Annotated in this window: 10 protein-coding genes and 1 tRNA gene; 6 read left to right on the plus strand and 5 right to left on the minus strand. The window is 60.8% G+C overall.

Features of this window, described 5'->3' with window-relative positions:
• The first annotated feature begins 59 nt into the window (after window positions 1-59).
• Window positions 60-1,634 carry a carboxypeptidase M32 gene (locus GT571_RS08845; RefSeq protein ID WP_161156748.1) on the plus strand — a complete coding sequence of 525 codons (1,575 nt, stop codon included), beginning with the start codon at window positions 60-62 and terminating at the stop codon, window positions 1,632-1,634.
• A gap of 205 nt (window positions 1,635-1,839) precedes the next feature.
• Here the strand turns inward: GT571_RS08845 and glmM are convergent, their stop codons facing one another.
• From glmM to GT571_RS08860, 3 genes are all read right to left on the minus strand, one after another.
• Entirely contained in the window at window positions 1,840-3,171 is a 1,332-nt protein-coding gene (glmM, locus tag GT571_RS08850; RefSeq protein ID WP_117637400.1) for a phosphoglucosamine mutase, read from the minus strand.
• 83 nt (window positions 3,172-3,254) lie between these two features.
• Window positions 3,255-5,567 (minus strand): DUF4012 domain-containing protein, encoded by a 2,313-nt coding sequence (locus GT571_RS08855; protein WP_161156751.1) that lies wholly within the window; start codon window positions 5,565-5,567, stop codon window positions 3,255-3,257.
• Between the two features lie 149 nt (window positions 5,568-5,716).
• Entirely contained in the window at window positions 5,717-6,739 is a 1,023-nt protein-coding gene (locus GT571_RS08860) for a DMT family transporter (RefSeq protein WP_172674587.1), read from the minus strand.
• A gap of 289 nt (window positions 6,740-7,028) precedes the next feature.
• On the opposite strand from GT571_RS08860, the gene GT571_RS08865 reads away from it, so the two are divergent.
• Both GT571_RS08865 and GT571_RS08870 read left to right on the plus strand, forming a co-directional pair.
• Window positions 7,029-7,103: transfer RNA gene (locus tag GT571_RS08865), tRNA-Val, on the plus strand.
• A gap of 335 nt (window positions 7,104-7,438) precedes the next feature.
• On the plus strand, window positions 7,439-8,125 hold the full coding sequence (locus GT571_RS08870) for a DUF5710 domain-containing protein (protein WP_117839823.1): 687 nt from the start codon (window positions 7,439-7,441) through the stop codon (window positions 8,123-8,125).
• A 319-nt stretch (window positions 8,126-8,444) separates the two neighbouring features.
• On the opposite strand, the gene GT571_RS08875 is transcribed toward GT571_RS08870, so the two are convergent.
• The gene (locus tag GT571_RS08875) at window positions 8,445-9,014 is read right to left on the minus strand and encodes a hypothetical protein (protein ID WP_161156753.1); all 570 of its coding nucleotides are present in this window, start codon (window positions 9,012-9,014) and stop codon (window positions 8,445-8,447) included.
• Between the two features lie 11 nt (window positions 9,015-9,025).
• Between GT571_RS08875 and GT571_RS08880 the strand changes: the two genes are divergently transcribed.
• Window positions 9,026-9,517, plus strand: a complete 492-nt coding sequence (locus tag GT571_RS08880; protein ID WP_117816991.1) for a hypothetical protein — start codon at window positions 9,026-9,028, stop codon at window positions 9,515-9,517.
• A gap of 100 nt (window positions 9,518-9,617) precedes the next feature.
• Here the strand turns inward: GT571_RS08880 and GT571_RS08885 are convergent, their stop codons facing one another.
• Window positions 9,618-11,084: an ATP-binding protein gene (locus tag GT571_RS08885; RefSeq protein WP_117816992.1), complete on the minus strand. Its 1,467-nt coding sequence runs from the start codon at window positions 11,082-11,084 to the stop codon at window positions 9,618-9,620.
• A gap of 544 nt (window positions 11,085-11,628) precedes the next feature.
• Here GT571_RS08885 and GT571_RS08890 point away from each other — a divergent pair.
• Window positions 11,629-14,667 carry an insulinase family protein gene (locus GT571_RS08890; RefSeq protein WP_161156755.1) on the plus strand — a complete coding sequence of 1,013 codons (3,039 nt, stop codon included), beginning with the start codon at window positions 11,629-11,631 and terminating at the stop codon, window positions 14,665-14,667.
• A gap of 123 nt (window positions 14,668-14,790) precedes the next feature.
• Window positions 14,791-15,387, plus strand: a complete 597-nt coding sequence (locus tag GT571_RS08895; protein ID WP_161156757.1) for a 5-formyltetrahydrofolate cyclo-ligase — start codon at window positions 14,791-14,793, stop codon at window positions 15,385-15,387.
• Window positions 15,388-15,558: the final 171 nt, after the last annotated feature.

The following is a 15,558-nucleotide window of genomic DNA, read 5'->3' on the forward strand; positions in this document are numbered from 1 at the left end:
GTGCAAACTGGCCGCACGCCCACCCGTGGCGCTCGACCTGCGAGATCAAGGATATAGGTATGGGAAAGAAACTCGATAAGAAGGCCGAGCCTGCAGCGGGCAAGACATCCAAAGGCATGAAGGTCGATAAGGCCGTCAAAAAATTCCGCAAGCTCGAAGGCAAGCTGTGGACTCGCGAGTACCTGCTCAAGATTGCCGAGTTCGATGGAGCGACGATTGCTCCTGCCAACGGCGCAGCAGCGCGTGCCGACGCCATGGGCACGCTTGCCGGCGAGCATCACAAGCTGCTGACCAGCGAGAAGTCCGTTGAGCTCGTACGCTCGTTAGCGCGCGAGACCGTCGCCGGCGGCAAAATCGACGACCCTCAGCTGCTCGACGAGATCCGTGTGCTCGGCCGCGATCAACGTGAGGCCAGTGCCATCCCCACCGAAGAAGCCGAGGCCTGGACCAGGCTCACCTGCGAGGCGGACGCCGTGTGGCACAAGGCCAAGGCAGCCAACGACTGGGCGAGCTTTGAGACCTATGTGGATAGAATCGTCGCCCAACTTAAGCATCAGGCCGAGCTCATGGACCCCAAGCGCGATCCATACGACGTTTGGCTCGACCAGTACGAGCGCGGCCTTTCCGCCAAGAGCTTCGACGCGTTTTGCGACGAGGTCAAGGCCACGGTCGTGCCGCTCGTGCATGCCATCGGCGAGCGCGGCCAGCAGCCGGCTGCCGACTTTTTGCACGCCCACGTGCCCGAGGCTGCCCAGCGCGCCATGAGCTTCGACCTTATGAAGCTTGTCGGCCTGGACCTGGACGACACCACGCTTGCCTTTACCGAGCATCCGTTTAGCGAGGGCTTTGCCGTGGGTGATGCGCGCATCGCGACGCACATCTACGAGGACGACTGCATCTCCAACGTCTACAGCATCATCCACGAGGCGGGGCACACCATGTACGAGCTGGGCGTCAATCCCGCCTATGCGCGCACGTGCTTGGAGGGCGGCACCTCCATGGGCATCCACGAGAGCCAGAGCCGCTTTTTCGAGAACACCGTGGGTCGCAGCCGCGCCTTTATGGGCCCGCTGCTCGAGGTGCTGCGTCGTCACGCGCCCGAGGTCTACGGCGACGTCGACGAAGACACGCTCTACCGCGCCGTGAACATCGCGCAGCCGTCGTTGATCCGCACCGAGGCCGACGAGCTCACCTATCCGCTGCATATTATGGTGCGCTACCAGATTGAGCGTATGCTGTTTGCCGGCGAGGCTGCGGCCAAGGACATCCCCGCGCTTTGGAACCGCTTTATGGACGAGTACCTGGGCATTCCCGTTCCCGACGACACGCACGGCTGCCTGCAGGATACGCATTGGAGCGGCGGTTCGTTTGGCTACTTCCCCACGTATGCGCTGGGTAGCGCCTACGATGCCATGTTTGTGCCGGCCATGTGCCGCGACGGCGTCGACCTTACCGGTGCCTGCGCGAGCGGCGATCTGGCGCCCGTCCGCGCCTGGCTGGGCGAGCACATTTGGCAGTGGGGCCGCGCCAAAGACGCGCCGGAACTCATCAAGGGCGCCTGCGGCATGGCCTTTGACGCCCGCTACTACTGCAGCTACCTGCAGGACAAGTTCACCACACTGTACGAGCTGTAAGGATTGACCAGCACGCCATCGCCAACGCCAACTATGTTGACGCCAATGTCTTGGCAACGTCAGCGAAAACGACCCTAAGCGAGCAAGGTGACGTGAAATGAAAGGGCGCTGACCTTCTGGTCGCGCCCTTGAAATTGAACGTCAGATTGCCGCTTAGGGGCGTTTGCAGCGTCGAGCAGTTACGCGGTTTGGTAAAACCGCGTAACTACAGAGCCTCGAGTGCGTTGGCGATGCGCTTCATGGCGGCATCGGCGGATGCTTGGTCGGGCGCCTCGGCCAGCACGCGGATAACCGACTCGGTTCCGCTCTTGCGTACGAGCACGCGGCCCTCGCCTGCCAGCGCAGCCTCGGCCTCGGCGATGGCGTTCTGCACGCCCATGTTCTCGAGCGCGGCGTCCTTGTCCGCCACGCGCACGGCCACCTGCGCCTGCGGTAGCAGCTTGCACGGAGCCGTGAGCTGCGAGAGCGTCTCGCGCTCGGCGCGGATCACTTCCATCACGCGCAGCGAGGTCATAATGCCGTCGCCCGTGCGCTCGATATCGCCAAAGATCGTATGGCCCGTCTGCTCGCCGCCCAGGCTGTAACCGCCCTCGCGCATCTTGGCATACACGTGGCGGTCGCCCACACCGCTGGTCACGGCACTTAGGCCGGCAAGCTCCAACGACTTGATCAGGCCAAAGTTGCTGGCAATCGTCGGAACCACGGTACCGCCCGAAAGGCGACCGTGCTTGTTCAGGTACACGCCGCACACGTACAGGATCTGGTCGCCATCGACCACGCGGCCGCGCTCGTCCACGGCCAGGCAGCGGTCGGCATCGCCGTCATAGGCAAAGCCCACGTCCAAGCCCTGCTCCACCACGTGGCGCTGCAGACGCTCCATATGCGTGGAGCCGCAGTCGACGTTGATGTTAAAACCATCAGGCGCGGCATTGATCACGCGCACGTCGGCGCCCAGCGCGTCGAACACCGGCTTGGCCACCGAGGACGCCGAGCCGTTGGCGCAGTCGATGCCGATCTTGACGCCCTGCAGCGAAAAGTTCGCGCTGGCGATGAGCGAGGCAATGTAGCGGTTGCGGCCCTGCATGTAGTCCACCGTGGCGCCGATGTGGTTGCCCGTGGCCAGCGGCACCTCGCTCTTGCCATCGACGTAGTCCTCGATGAGCTCCAGTACGTCCTCGTCCATCTTAAAACCGTCGCTATTGACGAGCTTAATGCCGTTATCGCAAAACGGGTTGTGGCTCGCGCTGATCATGATGCCGCAATCGAAGCAGCCTTCCACGGTCTGATGCGCTACACCCGGCGTGGGGATCACGTGCAGCATATAGGCGTCCGCACCGCTCGCGACCAGGCCACTCACCAGCGCCGCCTCGAACATATAACTCGAGCGACGCGTGTCCTTACCCACGATGACGCGCGCCTTGCGCTCGCGGTTGGCGCCGTAATACCAGCCCACAAAACGGCCAATCTTATAAGCGTGCTCTACCGTCAGCCCAACGTTAGCCTCACCGCGAAAGCCGTCGGTGCCAAAGTACTTCATGCGCTCTCCTTACAAAATAGGGGCGAACAGATTGCCTGTCCGCCCCAAAATGGTACTCGATTATCTGCGCTACCAGAAAAACCCTACGCCGACGCGCTGTCGCGAGCCGCCTGGCATGTAGGAGTCTGACGCAGCGTAAGCGGCTTGTCCCCCGCCTCGGCTGACGTGGTCAGCGTATATGTGATCGTCGTCGTCTCGCCAGCATGCAGGTCAACGGTGCCCGAATAGAAGGGGATTCCATGCCACGTAGCGGCGCCAAGACCAAACTGGGTGCCCTCGACGGTCAGATCAGTAATGTTGCCGCCCGTCGGGGCAAACAACGAGACATTCAGACGCTCGTCGTCGCGCGCGGCATCGGGCGCGCTCGCCGCGACGTAGTCGGGCAGCTTGCCGGCCTCCTCCTGCGTCATGATGTTCGTCAGGGTAACGGTGATGCGATACGAGCATGTGCCGTCACCGTTCTTGATGCCCTGGCCAATCTGCGTATCGGCATTCAGGTACCAGTCGAGCTTGGAGAAGCTCAGGTTGTTAAAGTAGACACCAGCAACGGGACCTTCACTCGGGTCATCCGGATCGGGCAGCGAGGCGTCGATGTTCATCTCCTTGATAGCGTTCTGCTCGTCATCGTTTTTCATCCACGCGATCAGGCGGCCCTCTTCGGCACCGCGCTCAACGGCGCTGACAAGCTTCGTAACATCGACATCGCCGATACCGCCAAGGATCTTGTCGAAGGCAGCGCTGGCGACGGATGCAAAGATGCCGTCCGACTCCTCGACCGGATAGTTCCAGTACACATCGTGCATGAGGACCTTTGCGGCGTTGGTGCCGTCGACAACCGTTCCGTCGGGCAGCGACACGTTACCGACCAGGCCCAGCAGATACTGCAGGAACACCGGGTCGATACCCACGACGCCGTCAACGTCCTGGCCATATTGAGATTTCCACAGGGCTGCGACACGCTGCGAGTTGCGGGGCCAATCAGGCGAATAGGTATTGCCCGAGTTGTACAGGTTACTGTGGTTGCCGAACAGCGCCTCATCCTCTTCGTCGACGCTCTCGACTGCCTCATCCTCGCTGAGTCCAATGCGGGGAACAAACTCGCCAATCGACATCTGGCCGTCGGTGACCGAAATCAGGCCCTGCGAACCGCCAAAGCCGCCGCAGGCACGAATCTCGACGTTGTTCATGGCGTACACAAGGTAGTTGCGCGTCTGGCCGTTGGCGCCGAGCATCTGCGGAAGGACGGGGGCGACCTTCTCCGCCGCGTCAACCGCGCCGTTGAGGGTGGCAAAGCCGTCCTTGGCCTTATCGACCAGCTCGGTCACCTGGGAAATATGAGTATCGCCAATGCCCTGGATCTTCTCGTTGGCGCTCTTGAACACCTTCGAGCTGCTGGAAAGCGAATCGGCGACCGCCTGCAGCGCGGACACGTTAATCATGCCGTCCTGAAACAGCTTGCCGGGCGTGGCCTGCGAAAGGTTATCGGCCATGGGAACCAGCGCATTGCTCGAGACATCGGACAGGGCGTCGATCATGGTGCGGGCCGCATTGATGTCGCTGCCATACACCGGGATAAACGAAGCCGCCGTCCACAGCGGGCTCGAGGTCTCCGCCTTCATGCTGTCGCAAAGCTCATCAATCTTCTTCGCGTCGTCAGGCAGCGTCGAAAAATCGCCCGACGTGACCTTGTCCTTAAGGCCACCGACAATCTCGACGGCCTCCTTCGCTTCACTCTTTACGGTCTTTGCCGAGTTAAGCAGCATAAAGCCGCTTGCGCCAAGCGCAACGAGAAGCACCGCGACTACAGCGGCAATAATGGCGCCGGTGTGACGCTTTTTGCGTTCGCCCTTGCGATGGCGATGACGGACCAGACCGTCAGAGGTCGAACTCGACGAAGCGTCGCTACCGTAGTTCAAGCCAAAATCGTAATAATCTTCCTTGGAACCCGAGCCCGCAAACTCGGCACCGCTATCATCCAGGCGGGCGAACGTGCCAGTCTCGGAGGCACCGGTGTAAATCGTGCCAAGGTTACCCGTAAGCCCCGCGCCACCGGCAGAGGGAGTATTGTTGGCGGCCTTGCCGGCATTAACGTTGCCGGCGGCATTTGCGGCGTTGGCAGCACCTGCGTTGTTCGCAGGTACCGAAGGAGCCCCGCTCGGCTGCGACGCGGAGGTTGCACCGCCCGCAAAGACATTCCCTCTTGCACGGCCGGTCTTTTTCGCCTTTTGAGACTGCTCGTACAGAGCGGTAAACATCGCCGTCTCGCCCGGGGACACGCGCTTACTGGAACCGCCCTGTCCAGCGCCGCCCGGCGTGCCGGCCTTACCAGCCCCGTTCGGACGCGGCGGAACTGCAGGACGGCCGTTATCGCTGCCCTTAAAGTGATTACCAGCCATAAAGAAATCCTCGCAATTGAGTCGCAATGAAAAAATCCATAACGTTACTAGTTTATGGCATTTTGAGCATCGACAGCTAAACTCCAGACACGGACGTCAATTGGCGAAAATGCGGCACAACACCTTTTCTGTCTTGGCGGCGGCGCCAGCTACACCGTGAGGAACATCATCACGATGATCATGGCAAAGCCGATAAGGTCGGTCGGCAAAAACACCGTGCCCAGCATAACGGCGCTGGTGATGGTCGCCGAAACCGGCTCCACAGTTCCGATGAGGCTCGCACGCACCGAGCCGATGTCCTTAACGCCCTGCATATAGAGCATGTAAGCAAAAAACGAGCCGATAACCACGAATACCGCGAGCGCCTCGACGCCGGCAGCGTCGAGTGCCGGCATATGCGCCCAAGGCTGCACGAAGACGCACGAGACCACGCCCGCCGTGAGCATTGCCGAGCCCGTGACGATGGGGCTGCCGTATTCGGGCAGGATCTTGGCGGGAATCACCGCCATACACGTGGCGCTGACCGCACACATAAGGCCTGCGACCAGGCCAAGCGGCGATATGCTCAGACTGGTAGGGTCGCCGCCGGTAGCGATTAAAAAGGTGCCGCCCAGGGCCAACCCAATGCCAACGGCCTCACGCACGCGAGGCATGCGATGGTCGATCACGCAGGTGTAGCCCATAATGATGACCAGTTGCAGGCATTGGAGCACCGTCGCGGTTCCGGCATTGGTCAGGCGCACGGCCGAAAGATAACAAAACTGGTTGAACAGCAGACCAAAGGCGGTAAAGAGCAGCAGCTGCTTGCGATCGGCGGGTGTGGTCCAGAGCTTAATCAGGCGCTCGCGGTCGCGCGTAACAACCACGGCCATAAAGAGTAGACCGGCGAGAATCTGACGCACGCTCATAAGCCACAAGGTGTCGACGTGGTAGGTATCGAACAGAAAGCTCGCGCTGGTGCCCGAGAAGCCCCAAAACGAACCGCCCACCAGCGTAGCCAAGACGCCCGTGATCATCTTGCGCGTCGAAGCGCTGTTCAGGCGCTCGCGCCAAGCGCGGCGGGTGCTACGGCTGAGCTCATCGGTGCCCTCGGGCACATCAATGTTCGATATATCGGTCATCGGCACCGAAGCCCCTGCGCCTTCGACCTGCTCGACACGCTCTTTGCTCATTCCATTCCCTCGAAGCAGCCTGGAAACAATTCGGCTTACCTTACCACGGCGAAGGCACCAGCTGGAGGCTTGTCCGCTTATCGGTAGGACAATTCCGCAGACGTCTTTCCATAGCTCGATACCGCAATGGCCTTGCATTATGCGACAGTCAAATCGCGGCAGCAGGCTCTTTTGAAATGGATATGACAAAGCCCCCGAATTCCACAATGTAAGCGATTTTTAAAAATGTTCTTGCCACCGAGTTCAGGCTCCGTTATATTATCCCTTGCGCGCTTGCGCACCCTTGATCGGGCGTTTAGCTCAGGGGGAGAGCGCTTCCCTGACACGGAAGAGGTCAGAAGTTCAAATCTTCTAACGCCCACCAAATGTTCGCAGCTCAGAGGCTATGTCCTCTGGGCTGTTTTGTTTTTTGTCGCTAAATCCGCTGGCAGTTCCAACCGTCATCGCAACGTAACAACAATTCACCTGACGAATGGCAGCCAAATATATTCAATACCCCAACATCAACAATAGCCAGGCACAAAACTGCGCCGCAAGCTGCTCCAACCGCCCAACTGGTCAAAAGCCGACCATCTACTTGCCAATTTATCTAACGGCGTAACCAAGCAGTCCGCGCCGCAACTTCTCAACAAAACGCCGCGATGTCTGCGCCCTGCGGTATCCTTGAGCCACTCGCACCTGCAGCACCAAGGAGCCGCCATGCGCACCGAGCTCGATGTCCCCTTTTCGCACAAAGAAGAAGCCAAGGCGCTGGGCGCCAAATGGGACCGGACCAAGAAGATCTGGTATGTACCCAGCGGCGTCAACCCCGAGCCCTTTGCCGAGTGGCTGCCCGGTGTTGACCGATCCGACCCCTCAGCGCCGTATATATATCTAGTACTGGGCAAGCGCGAGTGCTGGAAGTGTCACAAAGAGACCTCGGTCGCGGCCTTCGGCATTCCCTATCGAATCGATGACGACAAGGGCATCGCCATCGCGCACGCGCCCAACGAAGCCGGGCACATTACCATCGACACGGCCAATGCCAACGCGCTCGCCATTGTTCCCGCTCTTGGCTGCGTGCCGGGCGAGATCCGCGACTATCTTTCTAAGCGCTGCGGCTACAAGCCCGTAGGCGCGCGAGCCTCCAAAGCCCCGTCGCTCGGCAACACGTGCACCAGTTGCGACGCGCTGCAAGGCAGCCGCTATCTGTTCGAGGAGCCCTCGTCCCCGTTTGCCCTCACTGCCATCAACAAACTGCCGGCACTGGAGTTTGTGCGCGTCGAAGTTGCCGGCGTCTTTGGCGTCCCGGCCACGCGCACCGACTTTGACCAGGCGCTCTTTACCTGGGCACGCGACCATCACGCCAAGTTCCACAAGCAGCTCGGTGAGGGGATTTATTTATAGGGACAGAGATGCCTTCACAGCCAGCTCCTCCGCATCACCTATCCCTCGTCGCCGGCGTCGTACACGATATCGAGGCCACAAACAGGGCATTTCTCCTGATACACCGGCATATGAACGCCTGTCCGTTTTCTCACTTCGTCGCTAAGTCTGTCGCACGCATCGATGAACCGAATGTCGAGGCACGGTATTTGCGAGCCGCAGCAAGGACAGGCGACGACAAACGACCCGCAATCAACTTCTACGCTCGGAAACATTTTGTTGTCTATAAGGGCGCACGGCAGTTTTCCGTACTTCCCCATCGCAATATCGCCTCGCCAGCTCACGTTCGCTCCCCTCTCGCTATACAAATCAGGAAGAGCATGCACCGGCAGGCGTGTGCGAGATTGCATCGCCACGCGATCCGATCAAACAGCACGATCGTAAAAGACCGCCAAAGCCAAATTTCATCGTCGGTCGCACCCTGTCCGGCAAACTCAATATCGACGGGTATGTGCTTCAGATAACTCATGTCGGGCGCAAAACGAGGGTCCGGTCCGCCTTTATGAACAGGACCGTGCAGAACAAACCATCCGTTTTCGGGCTCGAACCGCTCAACAAACGCAAGGCCGAGCACCTTATAGCCCACCTCGGTTGCAAATATGACTCCGACTGGGACGCCACATTCCATGCAGTTGAGCATTTTACGGTTGTAATTCTGGTCTCGAAAACCAACGGTACCCGGCGCTTGAACCGAGTACTTAATGACCCACGTACCATCGTCCAAATAGAGCGGAGGCACATTGTTGATGCTCTCGGTTTGCCGCTGGCGCGCTTGTACCCCGCTACCCCACTCCCCTGTATACTGATGTAGCACGTGTTTCATCCGGGCTTGTTGGGCCGGATTGTTCATGGGAGGGTCTTATGGCTGCTTCGAATCCGCCTAAGGGGAGCGTTTCTTCTTCGTCCATCAAGCCGGTTACGCGCAAGGCCGTGCGTTGCCAGCGCGAGGTCGCCTGGCTTGTCACACAGGCGGCGGGCAAACTCGTGGCGAACACGGAAGACGTCAATGCGCCCACACCGAGCTTTGTGCTGGCAGCGGCGCTGGATCGAGTACGCCAGCTGGAACTCGCCGCACAAGAAGACGGCGGCCATCTTGGCTACCAAGACGCTATGGCGCCCGACCTGTTGACCTTTTGTCGCATGACCAAGTTGCCCGCCGCACCCAATGCGCTTTCGGACGCAGGCTACATGTTTACGCTTTCGGGCGCGGACCTTATCCGCGATATCTACGCATACTGCAGCGAGCTCGCCGAGCGCCACGTCTTTGGCACGGCTGAAGTCAAACCGGGAAATGTCATCAAGCTGGTTCTCAGGCTGTTCCTGATGGACGGGTTCGGGGCCATGCCGGCGTAAGCCGAGTCTTTAGCATCACCGTCGACTGGGCAACAACCGCTTTACCTTAGTGGGCGCCAATCGAGGGTCGATTATTGGGTCGCCTCGTCCACTAACGCATTTATTCCACGCGCTCTGACAGTCGATATTTGCGGTTGCGGCTTGTCGACGGCGCCGTGGGCTCAAGCTCGCCTTGAGCAATGAGCGCGTTGACGCGCGACCTAACCTGGGAAATTGTAAGCCCCGTGCGTTTTGCCAGCTCACGCGTCCCCAGCTCGCCGTAGTGTTTGAGTGCCGTCACAATTAAGCCTCCGCCATGATCGACCGGCTCGATCTTTGAACGGTAAAGTACGACCTTGAACCGATCGAACCCCGGGCAGAACAGGGGCTCGGCCAGACCATGCGCGCGCATGGCATCGATCATCATCGGGATGCCCGAGCCATTGCCCTCAGCCGGCGAACCTGCGCCATCCGGAAGCGGGACAATCGACATGAGTTTCACGAGCGTCGCGTTACGGCATCGGGAGCTGCCGTCAAACAAGTTCTCTCGAGTCTTTCCCCCGTAAAGGCCGCCAGGATTCGTCACCTCGACACGATCGTCAAAGACGTCGACGGCGATCGATTGCCCACAGAACCGATCCCCGTATTCCCTGTGGATAACCGCGTTGGCGACTGCCTCGCGCAGGACCTCCTCGGGGATCTCCAGCGAGTCGATACGCGAGACGCCTTGGACGGTCGAGATGCGGCGCAGGTTTTTGGCGACAGCTGCGACGGCATCCGAAATCATCTCGCCTAGGGTGCCCTCGCAGACTGTGCGGTCCATAAACCTTAGTGGCCCCGCAGCTCCCTTTTGAGTTCCCACGTGGACAGCCACATCAATGAAGAGCTTGGGATAGAACTGCTGAGGGTAAACGCCCGCGGCAAGGAGGCCGGCCTTGGTAACATTGCCCTGGAAGTCGAGGAAATTCAGACGCTCCATCTTTGTCTTCTTGTCCGCCGCACCGCGCATCGCTCGAGGCGTCAGCGAATAGGCACGCTCTATCGTGCGGTCGACCATCGACTCGTCGAGATCGCCCACACTCGTACCGGGCACCGCATCGCGATCGCTAGGACTCGTCCGTTCATATGACGACAGTGCCAAAACCTCGGTCGACGAAAGCGGGACATCTTTGTCATCGATGCGTTTGTAGCTGCCACCTTGAGCGCCCCGCTCTATGACATAGCAAGGCTTGCTCGACGGGTCGAGCTCCTCAATCGTGATGACCAGAACCACGGTGCCCTGGAGCTCCACGCGCTCAATGGTGTATTTGGGCGGATTGGCCAGCTTTCCACGACCGCCGGCATCGCCCATGCCCGCCACGAATTGGTTGAGCACTTTCTCGGTCTCAAAGTTTGTAACTGGGACAAAACCCGCGTGCTCGCTCACTCCGAGTACGATGATGCCGCCGGCGGTGTTTGCGAAAGCGCTGACCGTTTCCCATACGTCGCGGGAAAGTGTCGTGGCGCTCTCCTTGACCTCGACGTTAAGATCGTCCGAGCCCATGCGCCTTAAAGACTCGAGCAGACCGGTCAGTTCGTTTTCGTTCATCTGCACGTCCTTTCGCTCGGTTCTGCGAAGAATGCCGCGGATAGATTTCCCTCGTCTCTCAGTTATCTCTCGTAATTATCTCTCATCTTTCTGTTATCTCTCATATTAGAGATGAGTGAGAGATGAAAGATAAGATGTCTGTCATCTGTTTCATTTAAACATGTTGTTGCTGGTAAAACAATCTATATTGAGACAATACCATGGTTGCCCGTCTCTTTGCAGCATTGTTATCTCTCATATTTATCTCTCATCTATCTGTTATCTCTCGTATTAGAGACGAATGAGATATGAGAGTTGTGCGGGCGGCGGATGAGCGTGGATTATGAACGGTCGGATATCGAGAGTGGATATTTGGACGGTTTTTGGGCTTTTGGCGGCCGATTTCGTCCGAAAATCCACGCTCATTCGGCATGCGTCCGGAAATCCACGCTCGTGTGTCCGAAAATCCACGCTCGTGCGGCAGATTGGTCGAAGGCCCCATATGGGTATACTCTCGGGGATTCGACTCGATTCGCCCCCGCTGGGGCGTCAAAGGAGACTGCATATGCCCACCACCTCAACCGACCCGCGCGCCGCTGCCGCCGCGCTGCTAGTGCCCGGCACTACCTGCCACGGCTTTGCCGTCGAGCGCTGCGAGACCGTGCCCGAGCTCGACTCGGACGCCTATGTGCTGCGCCACACCGCCTCGGGCGCTCGCCTGCTGTACCTGGCATGCGATGACGAGAACAAGGCCTTTGCCATTGGCTTTAAGACGCCGCCGGCCGATTCCACCGGCGTGTTCCATATTCTTGAGCACTCGGTACTGTGCGGGTCGGCCAAGTTTCCCGTCAAGGAGCCGTTTGTCGACCTGATCAAGAGCTCCATGCAGACGTTTCTCAACGCCATGACCTACCCCGACAAGACCATCTACCCCGTTGCCACCACCAACGAGCAGGACCTGTACAACCTGATGGACGTGTACCTGGACGCGGTGTTCAACCCGGCCATCTATACCAAGCCCACCATTTTTGAGCAGGAGGGCTGGCACTACGAGCTGGACCTGCCGGAGAGCGCCGAGGGCGAAGGCGACAGCAGCTCCGCGAGCCTGCGCGAGGGCACGCTGCGCTATAACGGCGTGGTGTTCAACGAGATGAAGGGCGCGCTGTCCGACCCCATGAGCGTGCTGGACGACGCCGTCAACGCCGCGCTCTATCCCGACACCGCCTATGCGCACGAAAGCGGCGGCGACCCGCGCGCGATTCCCGCGCTCACCTACGAGCAGTTCCTGGACACGCATGCGCGCCACTACAATCCTTCCAACTCCTACATCACGCTCTACGGCGACCTGGACGTGGACCGCGCACTGGCCTTTTTGGACGAGCGCTATCTGTCGCAGCCGAGTGCCGCAAGCCGCCGCATGGACGCAGCCGTTGCCGCCGGCGAGGACCCGTCCGCGCTGGCGCCCAATCCGCTGGGCGTGCAGGCGCCCGTGACCTGCGAGTACAAGCACGTCGAGATGGCCACTACACCCGAGAACGCCCTGGTGGGCCTGGGCCTTGTGTTGGGCAGCGCGCTCGACCGCAAGCGCACGATCGCGGCGGATATCCTGTTTGAGGCACTGCTGGGCTCCAACGAAGCACCGGTTAAGAAGGCCATTCTGGCCGCCGGCCTGGGCGGCAACGTGGTGAGCTACACCGCGGCCGAGAGCCTGCAGCCCTACGAGCTCATCATGCTGCAAAACGCGCAGCCCGGCGTGGCGCGCGAGCTGCGTCGCATGTTCCAGAACGCCTGCCGCGACCTGTGCGAGCACGGCGTTCCGCGCGAGCGCCTGGAAGCCATCATCAGCAGCAACGAATACGATCTGCGCCAGCGCGACTACGGCATCGCCGACGGCGTGGCCATTGCGTGCGACGCGCTGAGCACCTGGCTCTACGATGACGACGCCGCGACGCTGGCACTCAAGTACGGCCCGGTGTACGAGGAGCTGCGAGGCGAGCTGGACGGCAGCTATTTTGAGGACCTGCTGCGCGAGCTGGTGCTGCAGAACGATCACATGGCGCTCGTCGAGCTGGTGCCGGTGGACGCCGCCGAGGGTTCGGAGGGTGCCGAGGCCATCGAGCTGGCAGCCAAGCGCGACGCCATGACCGATTCCGAGCTGGCCGACGTGGTCGAGCGCACGGCCGCGCTGCGTGCCGCGCAGGAAGCCGAGGACACGCCCGAGGACAAGGCCACGCTGCCGCGCCTGCGCGTGTCCGACATTGGCGAGGCGCGCCCCGAACCACCGCTGGTCGTGGACACGACCGCGCCCATCGTCTGTCTGCGCCACGACATCCCTACCAACCGCCTGGCCTACGCCATGCAGTATTTCGACCTGAGCTGCGTCGCGTTTGAGGACCTGCCCTATGTGACGCTGCTCTGCCGCCTGCTTAAGCAGCTGCCCACGCGCGAGCACTCGGCCGAGGAGCTCGACAACTTGCTCGCTGGCAAGCTGGGCTTTTTGAGCTTTACGACCGAAGTCATGACCCAGCCCGACGTGGACGGCGTGCGCCCCTACCTGCTGGTGAGCGCCGGCGCCCTGTCCGAGAAGATTGATGCACTGGCGAGTCTGCCGCGCGAGGTATGGTCGAGCACGCTTTTGGCAGATGCCGACGCCGACCGCGTGCGCGACGTGCTCACGCAGATTCGCATTGGGCTTGAGCAGGGCTTTATCAACAACGGCCACTCGGCGGCGCTCGGTCGCGCGATGAGCTACAGCTCGCCTTCGGCCGTGGTGCGCGAGCAGCTTTCGGGCGTGAACTTCTACCTGTTCCTTCGCAATCTGCTCGACCACTTTGACGAGCGCCTGGACGACCTGCGCGCCAAGCTTACCGAACTGGCAGGCCGCATCTTTGTGGCCGATGGCTGCATGGCGAGCTTTACCGGCAGCGACGAGGACTTTGACGCGTACTGGGATGCCGCGGGCAACCTGGGGCTGGGTGCGGGCGATGGTGCCGGCCGCGACGCGCTCGTGGTGCCGGCGCCGTGCGACCGCCACGAGGCTTTCGTGATCCCCAGCGACATCTGCTTTGCGGCAAGCGCGTGCGACCCGCGTCGCCTGGGCATTGACGTGACAGGCACTTGGGCCGTGGCTGCCAACGCGCTCTCCTACGACTACCTGTGGAACGAGATCCGCGTGAAGGGTGGTGCGTACGGTTGCGGATTCCGCGCAGCCGGCGAGCGTCAGGCGGCGTTCTACACCTACCGCGACCCGGCAATCGACCCCTCGATTGAGCGCGTGGCGCGCGCAGGCGAATGGCTCGGCAGCTTTGAGCCCGACGAAGCCGCCTTTGAGGGCTTTATCGTGAGCTGCGTGAGCGGCATGGACGCGCCGGTGAAGCCGTACGCGCTCACCAAGCGCCGCAACACGACCTACCTGGCCGGGCTCGATCCGCATGCGCGCGAGGAGCGTCGCGCCCAGATGCTCGCCGCCACGCCCGGTGAGCTGCGCTCGCTCGGCGCCGACGTGACGCGCATCGCAGCCGAGTCGCCCACCTGCGTCTTTGGCGGCCGAGACGTCATCGCCAAGAGCAACGCCAACTTCAACGTAGTCGACCTGCTGGGCTAGCCACAGCAAGCAAAACCACCACAAAGGGGACAGGCACCTTTGTGGTGGTTTCGACATTTGCCCAGATAAAACCTGCCAAAATAAACCTGTCCCTTTTTGGTAGGTTTGGGAGAGGAAGCCGGGATGGACAAGACTGAGTTGCGGCGGGCGGTGATTGCTCGGCGCGATGCTCTTGATTTGGACTTGCGGGCGGCGAAGTCTGCTGATATCTGTGCGCGGCTGGTTGAGCTGCTGGGCCGCTTGGATGCCGCGGCGCCGCACACCGTTGCCGTCTATGCCGCGATGGGTTCCGAAGTCGACTCAGCCGCGTTTGCCGCAGCTGCCGCCAAACGTGGCTGGCGCGTGGCCTATCCGTGCATGCTCTCGGCAACAGACGCCGCAGCTTGTGGCCAGCGCATGTGTATGCGGGCAGTTGCTGCCGGCGACGCGGACGCGGCTCCGTTTATCGCCCACCCCACGCGGGCCTTTGCGGCCACGGACATCGACAGCAGCCGCTTCCCTATCGTGCCTGCCGAAGCTCTCGACATGATCGTCGTGCCGCTCGTAGCATTCGACCGCACCGGCACGCGCCTAGGCTACGGCGGCGGCTGCTATGACCGCTACCTGCCCATGCTCTCGCCCGTATGTCAAATCGTCGGCATCGCCTTTGACGAACAGCGCGTCGACCACATCCCCACCGATGCCCACGACCTGCCGCTACCCCACATCATCAGCGCCTAACGGCTGGCACGCTGCACCCCACAAAAATGAGCGTGGAAAATATCCCACTTTGGGCCTGTTCGGGGGCAAAAAACGGGAGATTATCCACGCTCATGGTCGCGCGCGCAGACGTGGTGTAAGAGTGTCCTGAGGTCCGTCGCTGCAAGTCCCGATGTTACTCCTTCTTGAGAC

Source organism: Collinsella aerofaciens (assembly GCF_009876115.1).
Classification (GTDB): domain Bacteria; phylum Actinomycetota; class Coriobacteriia; order Coriobacteriales; family Coriobacteriaceae; genus Collinsella; species Collinsella aerofaciens_N.